Raw genomic sequence first — 16,165 nt, 5'->3', positions numbered from 1 at the left:
TATTCCTCCGTTGCATTTATTTATAATATACTTCATCAAAGTTTTTTCCATAGAATATTTCATCCATTTCTTTTTTTAGCTTATGAGTTATTTTCTTTCTTTCTTTTGGATACAAATCTTTTTTAGTATATCCAAATAGGTAGTTATCTAGGTCGAATTGCTTTAGCCTACATTTTGTATGAAAAATATTTTCTTGGTAAACATTTACATCAATCATATTATATTTGGTTTTTATATTACTTGGTATGTAGTTTTGAATGGAGTTGATTTTATGATCAATAAATAATTTACGACCAGTAATATCTCTAGTAAAACCACGTACCCTATAGTCCATAGTCATAATATCAGCTTCGAAAGAGTGAACTAAATAATTTAAAGCTCTTAAAGGAGATATCATTCCACAGGTTGATACGTCTATATCAGCCCTGAAAGTGCAAATACCTTCATCAGGATGATATTCAGGGTAGGTGTGCACTGTAATATGACTTTTATCTAAATGGGCAAGTACGATTTCAGGAAGAGGACCAGGAGTTTCTTTTACCAAGGCTTCCTTACGTTCTTCTTCTATGGGATTTTCGCATACAAGAATAGTAACACTAGCACCTTGAGGGTCATAGTCTTGTTTTGCAATATTTAAAATATTGGCACCTATAATTTCAGTGACGTTTGTGAGAATTTCTGTAAGACGATCCGCATTATATTGCTCATCTATATAAGAGATGTAGGCTTCTCTATCTTCTGCTGATTTTGCATAACATATATCATACATATTAAATGATAATGTTTTAGTTAAATTATTGAAACCATGAAGCTTTATTTTATTATCAATGTTTACTTTCATTATATTTACCCAACCCCTCCTAATAAATAAATCGGTATTATTATATCACCATAGTAAGAATATTACTACAATATTTAATAATCAATTTACTTTAAATCAATATTTTTGTATGGTTAAAAATAAGGTTTAGTTATAAAAAATATGTTAATAATATATAGGAACGTATTTTAAAAGGAGTTAGACATGAATGGTTTGAAGAATGGTAAGTCTTATGCAAGAAGAACAGTTGCATACCTCAGCGTATTAGGAACAACACAGCTGCATTTAAGAAATCCTTTTGTGATTGCTGCTTGGTCAGTAGCATTTCCAGGAATGGGGCATTTATTACTATCAAAGTATTTACGAGGATTTTTACTATTTGGTTGGGAGCTACTTATAAATTACAAATCACATATAAATCTTCTAATATTTTATTCATTTATAGGAGATTTTAATAAAGTAAAGCAAATTGCAGATATAAGATGGGTATTTTTTTATATTCCAACATACATTTTTTCAATATGGGATAGTTACAGAACAACTATAGATATAAATCATTCATATATATTAGCAGCAAGGGAAGCTAAAGATATTAAATCATTTAAAATCGATACATTAGAAATAAATTATTTAGATAAGAGAAACCCATGGGTTTCAGTGGTATGGTCAATATTAACGCCAGGTTCTGGTCAGCTTTATATTCATAGACTTATTACAGCTGTCTTCGTTGTATCAGCATGGATTTTTGTATGTTATGAGTCTAAATTTATGGTATCTGTCTACTATACATTACTAGGTAACTTTGGAAAAGCAAAAATGGTATTAAATATTCAGTGGTTTTTAAATATACCATCAATATATTTTTTTTCAATATATGATGCTTATGTGAATACAGTTGAAAATAATAAACTATATGATTGGGAACAAGCCAAATTTTTAGAAAGTGAGTACCAAGATCCAAACTTTGTAATGCCATTGAAAGATAATATAAGAGGGGATAAGATGTACGTTATTTCTACTTTTGAACATTCGGTGTATTTAGAATTAGCTATTACGGCAATTGAAATGAAAGGTATTAAGAAAGAGAGAATAATGTCTATACCTATGGATAAAAAAGGAGAGGAAAGAATGCTATTTGATAGTATTCAAAGTTCAGACGGTTTGAGCTTATTTGATTTACCGTCTATACTTGCGGTTATAGGTGGAATATTTGGAAGTATATATGGATTTGTTTTGAAGTGGGGACCAATATTATGGGGACTAATTGGTATAGTATCATGCTCATGTGTAGGATTTGTAATTAAGCTAATTGTAACCCGAAAATACAGAGATGAACAAAAGTGTAGTGAAAGATCAGAAGTTGTCCTTATTATAGAATGTGATGATAGTAAGGTAGAAATGGTTAAAGATATTCTTTGGAAAAATAATGCTCTTGGAGTTAGAAAACTTGATTACAAATAGTATAGTAATAAGCATTGATATTATACAGTAAAACTATTACCGTATTTTTACAGGAATCATTCATAATATGATCTAAGGATAATATTTTAGTATTAATGAAGTATTATATCTAGCATGAAATTTTGGGGGTATTTTGTGAAGATTTACTTTATTTATAAACCAACTCAGTATGATAACCTGCAAAAGTTATATGAGTTTTACACCAGAAGTACTATTCTAATGTCAAAAAAAAGAGATATGGTTTATCATTTCGTTAATACATTGATACCTATGTCACCAGCTATATTAAATGCAATTTCACCGTATAAAACTAATCAAATTAATGAATTGATAATATCAATTATAGAGAGGTTTACTTATTAGATAGAAATAATGCATAAAAACCTAAAGAGAATGTATCAAATTTTTGTATGTAAAATTATTTTTTATGATAAGTTTTAAAAAATATATATTAAGAATGCCTTTAAGAACAGGTATTCTTAATATATTGAATTTTTTATTTAGTAAGTAGTTCTTCATGCATAATTAATAATCTACCGTATACTTTATCAAAATTGATTACTAGTAAAACATATTTTTAGTGGCTTTAAAAGTAGCAAGTTACAAAGCTTTAAAAAGTTGGTTTATTATCTAAATTATCTCCTTCATCTCCATTGGGATTGCTTCTTAAATATTCCCTTCCACTTCGTGCCTTAGCAACGTTTACACCATCTATTAAATGATCTTTTGCCATTGTTATTGCCTCATCTATTGAATACACATTTCCATTTTCAAGCATTACATCGGTTATATCACCCTCGGAATTTTTCTTTACCTTTATAACTTTAGATTTATCATTCATATTAACACCTCACAAATAATATTTATTGTACTAATATTATTCGTATTAATATTACGTACTATTCTTATTAAAAAATAGCAGAAAAAGAAAATTACTATCATTAAATACTATAAAAACAGAATGTTGAAATTAGTGTATATGCATAAAATGCTTTTTCATTATAATGTATTTTATGGTAAAATATTATTATAAATAATAAATGGAGGAATAATATTATGAGAAAAAAAATTATTACATTTGCTATTTTTACATTATTTGTGGTGGTAGGACTTATACCAAGTAAAGCTGCATTTGCAGAAGTTTGTAATATGAAAATACTAGGTGTCAATTCTGCATATAAATCCTTATATGGAGACTATGGTAGAGTTAATAATTATCAACAAAACGAGTTTGATCCTATTAGTTTAACTACTAAGTATCCTTGTATTTTGGTGAATAAAACTAATAATTTAGGACCTTTGAGTATATATGTTGATGGAAAATATTTATGCGATTATGATGTTAACAACAATACTGATGATAAAGATATATATTCATGGGGATGCGATGTTGAGAGTGATACAACCTCCTATGAAATCATATTTAACAATCTGAAATCTGGAAATCACAGGATTATGGTAAATGCAAAAGACGCATATAAAAATTCAATTGGTGATTTTATAGATATAGTATTGCCTTAATTTTTTATAATAAAATAAGAGTAAAAAATATAGTATAATTACATAATTTATATAGCTTCACTATTTTTAATTCAAAAATAGTGAAGCTAATTTTTTTCCTACTTAAACTAATGGATAGCTCATCAAATTGGTTTGATAAGTATTGCAAGGAATAATAAAATGCTATTCGGAATATGGTTAATAATTAATACAAATTTGTGTATGGTAGATAAAAAAGTGGAATACTATACATGAGGTGATTGTATGGAAAGTGTATGGAGTTCGGAAATTAAGTTTAAAAAAAGAGAGGCCTTAGATAAAAATATCAATTGTGATATTCTTGTTATTGGAGCCGGAATGGCTGGAATATTAACAGCATATATGCTTAATAAAAGTGGTAGAGAGGTTGTTGTAATTGATGCTAAAGCTATAGCTTCTGGAGTTACTAAGAATACAACAGCTAAAATAACCAGCCAACATGATTTAATTTATGATAAATTAATTAAAGAGTTTGGTGAAGAAGCTGCAAAGCAGTACGCTAAGGCTAATGAACTTGCAATAAAAAAATATAAAGAGGTAATTGATGAAGAAGGAATTGATTGTGACTATGAAAAGAAGGATGCATATTTGTATTCCTTTGATAACGTTCAAGGACTTGAAGATGAATATAATGCAGCAAAAAAAGTAGGAATTGCAGCAGAGTTAATAGATGAAGTAAATCTTCCTGTAAATGTTAAAAAGGCTTTAAAATTTAATAATCAGGCACAGTTTAATCCTCTTAAGTTCTTAAAAGCTATTTCAGAAAAGTTAACCATTTATGAAAATACAACAGCACTTGATATTACTGAAGATAATACTGTAGTTACAAAAAATAATATAAAAATAAAAGCAAATAAAATAGTAATGGCAACTCATTATCCATTTTTAAATACGCCAGGTTATTATTTTATGAGAATGCATCAAGAAAGATCCTATGTTATAGCTTTGGAAAATGCACAAAATGTAAATGGTATGTATAAGGGAATTGATAAAAACGGATACTCTTTAAGAAATTATAAGGATTTATTAATATTAGGAGGTGCAGCACGTAGAACTGGTGAAAATGAACAAGGTGGAGCTTATGAGGAATTAAGAAAGGCAGCTAAGCAATTTTATCCAAATTCAATAGAAAGATATCATTGGTCTGCGCAAGATTGTATACCTTTAGACAATATACCATACATAGGTTACTATTCTTCTAAAACGTCTGATATTTATGTTGAGACAGGATTCAAAAAATGGGGAATGACAAGTTCTATGGTGGCAGCCATGATAATAAGCGATATGATTCTTGGAAAGGAAAATGACTTTTCAAAGATATTTTCACCTAAAAGACTTAATATAACAGCAGCTATGAAAAATGCAGCAAATGATATGGTGGTAACAGCGAAAAATTTCATAGCACAAAGGATAGATATTCCGGAAGAAAAACTAAAAGATATTCAAAACGGCCATGGAGGAATTGTAGAATATAACGGTGAAAAAGCTGGAGTTTATAAGGATAAGGATGGAAAGGTGTATGCAGTATCAACAAAGTGTGCCCATTTAGGATGTGAGCTTAAGTGGAATGCTGATGAATTAATTTGGGAATGTCCTTGTCATGGTTCAAGATATGATTATAAGGGAAAATGGATAGAAAGTCCTACTAATAAGGATCTAGATGAAATATAGTTCTTTAAAGTAAATTGGAATTTATGAAATTGTTTAGTGTAGAGAGGATAAGAATACAGCTTTATTAAATAAAACTAAAACACTCTAGGTACTAAAAGCCGGAGTGTTTTAGAATAATATTTACAAATAATTGAATATAATAAATGTTAGTCGTTAGATTCAATTATTTGCCATGCTTTTGATACTGCACCTAAAGCGTTTTGTAAAAATAATTGTTCTTTAGGTGAGTCCATGTCATGCTGAATCTCTCTTTGGCAAAGAGTAATTTGTTGATTTGCTACTTGAAGCTGCTGACCAACTTGATCTTTCCATAGATTATTAGCCATAGTATATTACACCTCCTAACCTTTAGCTTACTATCTATTGTGTTCTATTTACGTAGGTATTATTCGTATTATTTTGTTGTAAGTTTTAAAATTCAGCAGACTAGTTAAGAGGGTATTAATAAAAGGATTTACAGTGGTTTTATTAAAAAAATTTATTAAATAATATAAGAAAAAACTTGGTAATGGCACCAAAGCTTTTTTAATTATTGGCTTATTTTATTACGCTTTGTCTATTTAAGATAAGCCTATGTTTTAGGGTTAGCAAAGTATAAATCAATTCAGCAAATATATAATAAACCTTTATGTGATAGACCGTATGTAAATAGGATATCTACTCGTATTATTCAATACAATATGGGCATACAGTTTGATGGCATATATGGGCGAGGTACTGCTTTAAAAAAGAAGGGTGTTAAAGTGGATACAATAATTAAAGATCACAAAGGAATTCTAAAAGATGCCGGGCTAATAATACAGAATTAACATAATACGGAGTTTACTAATAAACTTACTTTAATTAAGAGCGTCGTAAAATAATTAATATATAAGTAATGGGGCTGTTACAAAACTATTTTTTTAGTTTTGTAACAGCCCTTTCTATACTATTCGATTTTTGGACAGGGAATATAAGTCTATTTGTCTATATGCTTTTTATTATTTATAATTTTACATAAAATATACAGTTCAACACACATTGTATTTTGTGTGTTGAACTGTATATTTAGTGTATTATATTTTAAAGGAAATGAATAATTAAGCTATATGCTAAATTCACTCCATATAATAATATAATAAAACCACAGATTAAATTTATAATTCTTAAAACCTTTTTATTAAATCTATTTTTGTTAATAGAAACAATTGTTGAAAGCGATAAAAACCATGTAATAGATGCTATAGCAGTTCCTAATATAAAAAAGTTTGAAATATTATCTACTAATGTTGATCGTATTCCTCCAAGTAGTAAAGTTCCATCAATTATAGCTTGAGGATTAAACCATGTTACAATTAGGCATTGTAATGATATTTTTAAAATAGATTCATTTATTTTTGTTTCCTGCAATTCATCAGGAACAGATTTAATTAATGATAATCCTATATATATAACACAAATAGAACCTAAAGTAAGTATAATATCTTTTAAAATTACAGATTTTTGTAAAAAAAATCCAACTCCAAAAAAACAAGCTAATGCTAATGTAATATCAAAAAAGATAGTAATTAGAGCCGTTTTTAGAGTAACACTTCTACTTTTATGAATCGCTGTATTAATAACATATGCGTTTTGCATTCCTATTGGAGCAACATATGCTAAACCAAATAAAAAACCCTGTAAGATATATGTGAGTTTCAATTTTATACCACCTACATTAAAAATGGAATACTATTTAATCCTAATTTTTTATATTAATATTAATAAATTTTAGTATATGTTGACCAATTGTTGACCAAAAAACAAATTAGAGAATAACCTGAACTTAATCAGGTTATTCTCTAAAGCCTTGAAAATTCTTGGTGCCGGAGGCGGGAGTCGAACCCGCATGGTATTGCTACCGACGGATTTTGAGTCCGTTGCGTCTGCCAATTCCACCACTTCGGCGCATCAACATGTAATAATATATCATAGATACACTTAATAGTCAAGAACTTTTTCGCCAAGGTTAGGTATATGTATAAGTGGAATTTAAATTGTAAGAGGGTACATTAAAAAGTATCCGTAATCTTGGTAAAATAAATATCATAAAAGCAATGTTAAAATTCAATTAATATATTTTAAATAAAGCTTAAAAAATATGTCGAAATTAGGTATAATATAAATAGTGACTTGTGTTAACTTAAAAGTCAAAACGCAATAGACATAATAGGTTATTGGTATTCTTAACCTGTGATAGGAGGTAAAATTGGACTTTGAAGGATATTTGTATAAATTTAATTTAAATGCTTCACACAGCGTTATCATTGATAATGTTAGGGGAAGCATGCACTCGCATACCTTTGTGATATCTCTTTTTGTTAAGATAGACAGTGAAGATATGCTTTTGTATGATGAGGTGGAAAGGAAAGTTAGTGAGTTTTTAAGCATATACAGTGGAAAAGAACTTAATAAGGTTAAACCTTTTGATAAAGTTGACCCTATACTGGAGAATATAGGAGATTTCTTTTTTGATGAACTGAAAGATAGGCTTAAACTAAAGGGCATTTTTTTAAATAAACTTGAGATAAGTGAGACACCGGCTAGAGTCTATGTTGTGAATCATCATAGAGAAAATGTGGTTTTTGAAGACAGTAAGAAGAAGAAAGGCTATGATAATAATATAAAAACACTTATAATGAAGAGCCTAATTAATTCTACTACAGATGAGATTATAAAAGATAATGTTGAAATTTTAAAGAGAAAAATTGTTCACAAAGAATTAGAAGAGACTAGAGAGAAGACCATTAAAAGAGACCGTACTAAATTAAAGGTTTTAGCGTCAGCACTTCTCTTTGGAGTTTTGGCAGTTTTATTAAGTCTATACATGGCAAAAGAAAAGGGATATCCTTGGGGAATAGATACTTATGGACACATATTCAAAGCTGATTTTTTGTATAGGAGTCTTAAGGATGGAAATATGTATCCACTGTTTACCAAGCTCTGGTACAATGGAATACAGCCATTTAGATACTGGGCACCTTTCCCTTATTATATATTTGCTTTGCTTGAATTTTTAACAGGTGGAAATGTATCGCAGGCATACATTATGTTTATAGGACTTATGTTTTTTGTAGGAGCTTTTGGATGGCTTTTATGGGGAAATAGAGAAAAGAGAGTTTTTATATGCTTTATTTTTGGAGTATTATGGTTCCTTTTACCAGAAAACATCAGAATATTTTTCTTTGAGGGAAATATACCCAGAGTTGTTATAGCAGCACTTATACCGTATTTGTTTTATTTTTTATGGGGCTTTGTTGAAAAGGGAAAGAAGGCTTCCATTATTGCTATGGCAGGTATTATGCTTCTAATAATAATGTGCCATTTAATGGTTGCAGCGATGCTTGGCATTACGACTTTTATATTTTTGCTTATATACGCAGTTCTGTCTAAGAAATTTTTAAGATCTATTCAGAGTATAGCAGCCATGCTTTTATGTTTTGCTATAGCGGGAATATGGCTTTATCCAGCACTTAAGGGAGGTCTTGTATCAATGGATACTGATTCAACCTCAGAAGTTATGAGAGCTTTAAGCACACCTTTTACTACCTCGCTTGATCCACTTATAAGGCTAACAGCTGCAGGAAGAAGCGGATTTTTTTACTACGGAGTGTCGATTTTTGTAATTTCTTGTCTTGGAATATTTCTTTCAAATAAGAAGAGTGTTCCAGGTTTTCTTACAGTAATAATAGTATTTTTAGGGACAACCACTGCATTTGTTCCAGTACTTTTAAAATTACCTTTAAATCAGCTTTTGTGGATGATGAGATTTACGCCTATAGCCTATGGATTATTTATTATGAGTCTTATTAATTGGGGAAAATGTAAAAAGGTCTTTATGGCAATATTTTTGTCATTAATAATACTAGATAGCTCATTATCCTTTAATTTTGTACTGTTTCCTTCAGAAAAGAGTAATACCGTTGAAAGCATAATTGAAAGTGCAAAAAAGGTTACAAATCAGAGAATTGCTCTTTTAGATAGCAGTATGTTTGGTTCATATCCGTCATTTTATATTCCAAGCATTGGCAAGGAAACGGCTTATTCTTATGGATGGGCTTGGCAAGGTGCATCAACCTCTAAAAATATAGTGCTTTTAAATACAGCTCTCGAAAATGGATATTATAACTACATGTTTGACAGATCCATTGAAATGGGATGCGATACGGTAGTTATAAGAAAGGCTTCACTTGAGAAGAAAAAGAGCAGTTTTAAGCTTATTGATGAGGCGGCAAAAAAGCTAAATTATTTCTTATATAATGAAACTGTAGAGGGCTATGTGTACCATAGGGAAACACCAAAAACCTTTGGGGTTGTAACAAAATATTATGGGATTAGTATAGGGCGTTCTGCAGAAGAAATACCACTAGAGTATACAGGCTTTAAGTCTGGGGCTTCTTACAGTATTGATGACTACAGGTTAGAGGAGCTTCAGAAATATAAGATTATTTATCTTTCTGGATTTAATTATAAAAATAAGGCTAAAGCTGAAAATATGATTTCTAAATTAAGTAAAATGGGTATTAAGGTAGTAATTGATATGAATAGGATTCCTTCAGATGAAACCACAAATAGGATGAGCTTTTTAGGTGTAACAGCTCAGCCAATTACTTTTGACAAAAAGCTTCCGGATTTATTTTACGAAAATGAGAAATATGTAAGCGGAGCTTTTAAAAAGGAATATACAAAATGGAATACAGTATATCTTCAAAATGTTTCAGATATAAAAGGTTTCTCGTGGATAAAGGATAAAAAGCTAACATTTATGGGAAAGGGTACTGGAGATAACAAAAATATTACTTTTGTTGGATTTAATTTAATGTTTCATGCAATGACAAATGAAGATAATGGGGCTTTAAGCATTATGGATAACGTTATGGGATCTAATAAAGAAACTCCTACAAGAACCATAGTTCCTTTGAATGTAAAATATAGTAAGAATTCTATTGTTATAGACTCAAGAGATAAGGATGTTAATACAACATTAGCATTTCTAGATTCTTATAAAAGTAAAGATAAAATTTATTCTGATCAGAATCTTTTAAAGGTAGGTAAAGGAAAAACAGAGATTCAGGTTACTTATCCTTACTTAGCAAAAGGGATGATTTTATCCTTAATGGGAATTTTGGGATTTTTAGTACTAATTATGGTTGTTTACAGAGGGGGAAGACACAGTGAAGAAAGTAATTAAGTTCTTGACGATAATGTTTTTAGTAATTGAAGTTATAATAGTGAGACCATATACGGTTCGTGCAGAGTCGAATGGTGTAATTTTAGATGGTTACTATGATGACTGGACAGACAAGCCGTATGCACAAATTAAGTATGATTGGGAAAGTCCAGGACAGGTTCATATTGTAAAGTGGTATTCGGATGATAAAAATTTATATTTGCATATAAAAATGGGAGTTACAGGAGGACAGCAAATTAACCACTATATTATATATTTTAATGTTGATAATGGTGAAAAGAAGCAACTACAATTTTCTCCAGATAGCCCCACAACAGGTAGAGTATCTGTTTTTGATGCTAATGGAGGGTATACTAAAATTTCCGATGACGGTTATGTTACTAGAGGAAGCAATTCAGATGGAAAAACTAGTGATGAAGCTGAATTTAGAATACCATTGTCCGAATTTCAAAAGGATAGTGGAAAGATGTTTACTTTGAATTTGCAATTTCCTAATCTTGGATATCAACAAATAGTATTTCAAGTTGGAAGCACCTATCCTTATATGGGAATTGCTATGTCAAGCTCTGTGGCTGCGTTTGGATTTTACTTTTATAGAAGAAAGAGAAGAAAGCTTATATGAACATATTATTAGGAGTTTTATTTGTTTTATGGATATATGTGATATCGCTATTAGTCAGAGCAAAGTTGCATTTTTTTAAGTTTCTTATTGGATCTGTTGGAATGTTCTTTTTTATGATGATATTTCTTCAGCCATATCTTGTTGGGATATTGAGCAAGGCTGTTACAGCAGTGGCTGGGATAATAGGAAATTCCACAGGTTATTACGAGGCGTATTACCAATATGCTCTTATACTAATAACAAAGGGCAGTGTTAATATATCCATGTATATTGATTATGAGTGCTCAGGTGTTATTGAAATACTTGCCTTTACTGCTCTTTTGTGGTTTTTTCCACTGTATACTACACTTGAGAAGGTAATGTATAACATAGCAGGAGTAGCTTGGATATTTATGGCTAATACCCTTAGAATATTTATAATTTGTGCACTGGTTCACGCTTTTGGAAACAATATGTATTACTTTGCGCACACTATATTTGGAAGAATAGTTTTTTATGTATTATCTATAATTTTATATTTTTATGTATTTACAAAGTCTCAAATAAAAAGTCAGAAAGTAGGTAATGTTTCTTATGGAAATGATGCTGGGCAAAACCTATAGAGAAATGGTCTTTTGGATGGCATGGATTATCATTCCTTTTTTGATGGAAATAGTTCCTGCACTTGGTGGTTTTATAATACTTTTAAGAAAGAGACTTTCAATAAAAGATAAAGCCTTTTCAGGCAAATTGCCCCAAATTACTATTATTGTTCCTGTGTATAATTCAGAAGATACTCTTAAAGGTTGCATTGAATCTATATATAATTCGGACTATCCCTCTGAATTTATTGATGTAATGTTAGTTGATAACCAGAGTTCAGATAACAGTTTTAAGATTTTTACAAGATGTCAAAAGGAGTTTGATGGTTTATCTCTAAGATATATGAATTCAAAACAAGGTAAATCTAAGGCACTTAATATGGCACTGTTTAACAGCAGCGGGAAATATATAATCCACATTGACAGTGATGGTAAGCTTCATAAGGATGCTATAAAAAATATGGTAACACGTTTTGAAGGAAATCCACATGTTCACTGCATGACGGGTGTAATTTTAACAGACAAGGAGTTAATTGAAAAGACTAAGGGAAGTTTTTTTAAGCTTTTAAGAAAATGTGAGTTCTTTGAATATGCTCAGGCTTTTTTAGCTGGAAGAAATTTTGAATCTGAGGTGGGAAGCATATATACTCTCTCAGGAGCTTTTTCAGCCTTTAGAAAGTCAACAATCCTAAAAACTCAGCTTTATAATAGTGAAACTGTAAGTGAAGATACTCAAATAACTTTTCAGGTAAAGAAGCTTTTAAATCAAAAGGTATATTTGTGTGAGAATGCATTATTTTTTGTAGATCCAATTGAAGGTTTTAATAAACTATATACTCAGCGTCAAAGATGGCAAAGAGGAGAACTAGAAGTTTCTCATATGTTTTTAAGAGACGGACTTAAGTTTGGCAAAGGTTTTGTCAGTGATTTCATGGTAAGAACTCTTATGTATGATCATACCTTTGCCTTTCCCAGAATGATATGGTATTTTGCACTTATATTCTTGGTTTTTATGAACTATCCAATTTATCTTGTGGTGGGTTCGGTTGCTGTAATTTATCTTCTATATTCATTATCTGCATTTTTGTTTTATCTCAATGTAATATCTTATTTAAAGAAATATAAAGAGGTTAGATCATACTATGCGAAAAAGTTCTACTTAATATTTTTAATGCCTATGTATAACTTTGGTGTGTTTTGGATAAGATTTTGTGGCATTATAAATAGCATACAACTTCAGGGAAACTGGAAAACTCTTAATTTAACTGATGAGTGGAGAAACTTTTTAGGTGTATTTAAAAGAGATTTTAGTGTTGTATTTAAAGTATTAAATAAGCTAAGGCAGGTGGTAAATAATGAATGAGATTTCAGTGGTACTTCCAGCTTACAATGAAGAAGAAAATATACAAAAGCTTGTGAAAAGATGGCAGCAGCTTTGCAAGGATTTAAAGTATAAGTATGAGCTTAGTTTAAACATATTTGTTATAGATGATGGAAGCAAGGATAAAACAGAAGTTATAGGTAGAGAGCTAGAAAGGAAATATGATAATTTTTATCTTATAAAGCATGATAAAAATAAAGGACTTGGAGAGGCAATAAATACAGGAATAAAGTATGTCATGGAAAAGAGATCTGACAGCAAATATGTTTGTATTATGGATTGCGATAATACTCAAGATCCTAGATACGTATTCAGTATGATAGAAAAAATGGAGAAGACAGATGTAGTAATTGCATCAAGGTATCAAAAAGGATCATGTGTTAAGGGAGTTCCCTTTTTTAGACTAACTGCAAGCTATGGAGCTAGATTTGTTTATACTATCTTTTTAGGAGTGAAAAATGTTAGAGATTATACTTGCGGTTATAGACTTTATAGAACCTCTGCACTTAAAACTGCATTTAAAGTTTTTGGTGAAAGTTTTATAGAGGAAAGTGGTTTTACTTGTATGGTAGAGCTCTTGTACAAGCTTAATATTTGCGGAGCTGTATTTAAAGAAGTTCCTTTCACACTTAGATATGATTTTAAAGGTGGAGTGAGCAAAATGAAGGTTCTAATTACAGCCATTAACAGTGTAAAACTTACTTTAAGGCTTAAAAAAATAAGAAAAGGGGTAGAACCCGTTTTAGAGGATTGATTATGGAGAAGAAAAGAGAAAAAAGTTTTTTATTTAAAGTATTTATTATATTCATGTTAAGTTTGATATCTATAGCAGTTTGTTTATGGTGTGTATTTTTTGAGACGAAAAACCATGAAGAAAATATACTAAAGGCATATTCTTATAGTCAATATGATAGCACTGAGCGTTTAGCAGATAAGGTTTATGACAGCATGGAAAATTATATAAGTGATGAGAAAATGCCAATTAAGAAGGTAGAAGAAAAAGTTATAAAGAATGTTCTACAAAAAGAAAATAATTCTAAAGACAAGTATGTGTTCTTCTATAATACTAAGTATGTTGTTTTTGAGAGAAATACTGAAAGTACTGCAAAATACAAAAATAGGAGTATTGATAAAGTTTTTGAGCTTTGGGAATATAACGGAGGAGAAGATTTAAGTGATGCTAAAAGCCTAATGGAGAATGGTATAAGCGGATATTCTGAGGTTAAGAAAGGTATTAAGAATGATAAAGAGATTATAAGCTGGAGTTTTTTTAAGGTCGGAGATGAAAAATACTTAGTTGGAATGGCTGCTTCTGAAAACTATATTAGACGAGAAACAAAACTTAGTCAGCATGAAGTTATAACCTATGTTTGGTCATCGATGTTTACAGCAGTTATTATAGTCATATCAAGCTTATTTGTGTTTTGCATGTTTTCAGATTATAAAAAAATAGAGAAGTTAGAAAATCAGCTTAAAAAGAAAAATCTTCAGACAGAGGAACTCGTTTTAGAAGTTAACCAGTGTAGAGAAATAGCTGAAATGGCGGTGACAAAGGATACCATTACGGGAGTTTATAACAAGGAGTTTCTTTATAGAGTTATAAAAGGAATGAAGGGAGGAGCATTTCTTCCTATATCTGTAGCAGCAATTTTATTAGAGGGCGATTTTCATAAGGATGAAGATAGAGAAGAATTTATCATTTCATCAGCAGAGGTTTTTAAGGCAAATTGTAGTGATACTGATATAATTTCAAGAACGGATGACAATGAATTTGTAATTGTTATGACTAACACTACTGAAAAAGACGCTTTAAAAAGGCTTGATAAAATGAGAGAAAATGTAGTGAAGAAATATGAAGGTGGAAAGATAAGAGCTGAACTAAAGGTGAAATTAAACGAAGAAGAGAGTTTATTAAGTATATTGGAAGCTTCAAGAATGGCTTTAGAGAAAGGAACAGGCTATGGAGAATCTAAAAAAGAAATTTAATCGGTACGGCTCTATAATAAAATATCTTTCATACTCTATTTTTGTAACAGTAATAGATATAGCAGCAGTTTGGGTAATTATGAGTTTTTTAAATGTAGGAATAGTTTATGCCAATACTATAGGGATTATAATTGGATTTATAATACATTATCTTTTAGCCTCAAAATCTGTTTTTAATGTGGAATATGGCATTTTAGGAATTGGAGTATATTTTATAACCTTCTTGTTTGGACTTTTGATGGCAGATTTTATTGTATATTTGTCTTATATTAGAGTGTTTTATTTCCTTGGAAAAGATATAAATTTTTTGCTTAGCAAAGGAGCGTCAATAGTTATACCATTCTTTGTTATGTATTTTATGAGAAAATATATTTATTTATTTTTAGGAAAATATTTTGGTGAGAAGGGAGGAATGAGAAATTGAAATACAATCAATATAGATTTAAGTTCTATCTTAATGCGGCACATTCTATATTTTTAAATGGAGTGCTTGGAGATAAGCATCCTCACACTTGGGAAATTACTATTAATACAATAAAAATAAATGATAGCTTCGTTATATTTAACGATGTAGAGAAAAAGATAGATAAATATCTTCAAGGATTTCAAGATATTTATTTGAATGATACGGAACCTTTTAATAAAATAAATCCTACACTTGAAAATATATGTGTATACTTTAAAGAAACGCTAGGAAAACTTCTTTCGAAAAATGGATGGGTGCTTTTGTCTATAGAAATAAGTGAGACACCAACAAGATCGTATATTATAGATGTGGGGGATGAAGTGAAGTATGAGAGTGCATATGAGGACAATACTTCACAAATGAAATATTTAAAGGATGCAGTTAAAAATAAAATTGAGAGAATGAAGAAAATTTAGGTTTGAATTGTAG

Annotated in this window: 16 protein-coding genes and 1 tRNA gene; 12 read left to right on the top strand and 5 right to left on the bottom strand. The window is 30.0% G+C overall.

Annotation, left to right across the window (positions count from 1 at the left end; translation table 11 throughout):
• Positions 1–16 precede the first annotated feature (16 nt).
• Positions 17–841, bottom strand: a complete 825-nt coding sequence (gene speD, locus CA_RS13315; RefSeq protein ID WP_010965890.1) for an adenosylmethionine decarboxylase — start codon at positions 839–841, stop codon at positions 17–19.
• 183 nt (positions 842–1,024) lie between these two features.
• Here speD and CA_RS13310 point away from each other — a divergent pair, with 183 nt between their 5' ends.
• Positions 1,025–2,281: a hypothetical protein gene (locus CA_RS13310; protein ID WP_010965889.1), complete on the top strand. Its 1,257-nt coding sequence runs from the start codon at positions 1,025–1,027 to the stop codon at positions 2,279–2,281.
• A 135-nt stretch (positions 2,282–2,416) separates the two neighbouring features.
• Positions 2,417–2,644: a hypothetical protein gene (locus tag CA_RS13305; RefSeq protein WP_242663030.1), complete on the top strand. Its 228-nt coding sequence runs from the start codon at positions 2,417–2,419 to the stop codon at positions 2,642–2,644.
• Positions 2,645–2,891: 247 nt separating this feature from the next.
• Here CA_RS13305 and CA_RS13300 read toward each other — a convergent pair whose 3' ends face one another.
• Positions 2,892–3,122 (bottom strand): DUF3892 domain-containing protein, encoded by a 231-nt coding sequence (locus tag CA_RS13300; protein WP_010965887.1) that lies wholly within the window; start codon positions 3,120–3,122, stop codon positions 2,892–2,894.
• Between the two features lie 215 nt (positions 3,123–3,337).
• Between CA_RS13300 and CA_RS13295 the strand changes: the two genes are divergently transcribed.
• Both CA_RS13295 and CA_RS13290 read left to right on the top strand, forming a co-directional pair.
• A complete protein-coding gene (locus tag CA_RS13295) occupies positions 3,338–3,802 on the top strand; it encodes a hypothetical protein (protein ID WP_010965886.1) in 465 nt (154 codons plus the stop codon).
• 243 nt (positions 3,803–4,045) lie between these two features.
• On the top strand, positions 4,046–5,491 hold the full coding sequence (locus CA_RS13290) for an FAD-dependent oxidoreductase (RefSeq protein WP_010965885.1): 1,446 nt from the start codon (positions 4,046–4,048) through the stop codon (positions 5,489–5,491).
• Between the two features lie 146 nt (positions 5,492–5,637).
• On the opposite strand, the gene CA_RS13285 is transcribed toward CA_RS13290, so the two are convergent.
• From CA_RS13285 to CA_RS13270, 3 genes are all read right to left on the bottom strand, one after another.
• On the bottom strand, positions 5,638–5,817 hold the full coding sequence (locus CA_RS13285) for a hypothetical protein (protein ID WP_010965884.1): 180 nt from the start codon (positions 5,815–5,817) through the stop codon (positions 5,638–5,640).
• Positions 5,818–6,553: 736 nt separating this feature from the next.
• Positions 6,554–7,171: a LysE/ArgO family amino acid transporter gene (locus tag CA_RS13275; RefSeq protein ID WP_010965883.1), complete on the bottom strand. Its 618-nt coding sequence runs from the start codon at positions 7,169–7,171 to the stop codon at positions 6,554–6,556.
• A gap of 159 nt (positions 7,172–7,330) precedes the next feature.
• Positions 7,331–7,417, bottom strand: a tRNA-Leu gene (locus CA_RS13270).
• Between the two features lie 301 nt (positions 7,418–7,718).
• Here CA_RS13270 and CA_RS13265 point away from each other — a divergent pair.
• From CA_RS13265 to CA_RS13230, 8 genes are read left to right on the top strand one after another with little or no spacing between them, the layout of a single operon-like run.
• A complete protein-coding gene (locus tag CA_RS13265; RefSeq protein WP_010965882.1) occupies positions 7,719–10,700 on the top strand; it encodes a 6-pyruvoyl-tetrahydropterin synthase-related protein in 2,982 nt (993 codons plus the stop codon).
• On the top strand, positions 10,684–11,322 hold the full coding sequence (locus CA_RS13260; RefSeq protein WP_010965881.1) for a Firmicu-CTERM sorting domain-containing protein: 639 nt from the start codon (positions 10,684–10,686) through the stop codon (positions 11,320–11,322). The genes CA_RS13265 and CA_RS13260 overlap by 17 nt, the downstream gene beginning before the upstream one ends.
• Positions 11,319–11,924, top strand: coding sequence for an exosortase family protein XrtG (xrtG, locus tag CA_RS13255; RefSeq protein WP_010965880.1), 606 nt, complete (start codon positions 11,319–11,321; stop codon positions 11,922–11,924). Before CA_RS13260 ends, xrtG begins: the two co-directional genes overlap by 4 nt.
• Positions 11,896–13,266, top strand: a complete 1,371-nt coding sequence (locus CA_RS13250; RefSeq protein WP_010965879.1) for a TIGR03111 family XrtG-associated glycosyltransferase — start codon at positions 11,896–11,898, stop codon at positions 13,264–13,266. Before xrtG ends, CA_RS13250 begins: the two co-directional genes overlap by 29 nt.
• Positions 13,259–14,038, top strand: a complete 780-nt coding sequence (locus tag CA_RS13245; RefSeq protein WP_010965878.1) for a glycosyltransferase family 2 protein — start codon at positions 13,259–13,261, stop codon at positions 14,036–14,038. The genes CA_RS13250 and CA_RS13245 overlap by 8 nt, the downstream gene beginning before the upstream one ends.
• A 2-nt stretch (positions 14,039–14,040) precedes the next feature.
• Positions 14,041–15,270 (top strand): diguanylate cyclase domain-containing protein, encoded by a 1,230-nt coding sequence (locus tag CA_RS13240; protein WP_010965877.1) that lies wholly within the window; start codon positions 14,041–14,043, stop codon positions 15,268–15,270.
• Positions 15,245–15,694 carry a GtrA family protein gene (locus CA_RS13235; RefSeq protein WP_010965876.1) on the top strand — a complete coding sequence of 150 codons (450 nt, stop codon included), beginning with the start codon at positions 15,245–15,247 and terminating at the stop codon, positions 15,692–15,694. The genes CA_RS13240 and CA_RS13235 overlap by 26 nt, the downstream gene beginning before the upstream one ends.
• Positions 15,691–16,152 (top strand): 6-carboxytetrahydropterin synthase, encoded by a 462-nt coding sequence (locus tag CA_RS13230; protein WP_010965875.1) that lies wholly within the window; start codon positions 15,691–15,693, stop codon positions 16,150–16,152. Before CA_RS13235 ends, CA_RS13230 begins: the two co-directional genes overlap by 4 nt.
• The last annotated feature ends 13 nt before the right edge of the window (positions 16,153–16,165 follow it).

Origin of the sequence: Clostridium acetobutylicum ATCC 824 (genome assembly GCF_000008765.1) — a bacterium.
GTDB lineage: Bacteria > Bacillota > Clostridia > Clostridiales > Clostridiaceae > Clostridium_S > Clostridium_S acetobutylicum.
The sequence above is the reverse complement of the archived record's forward strand: the minus strand, read 5'-3'. Positions and strand labels throughout refer to the sequence as shown.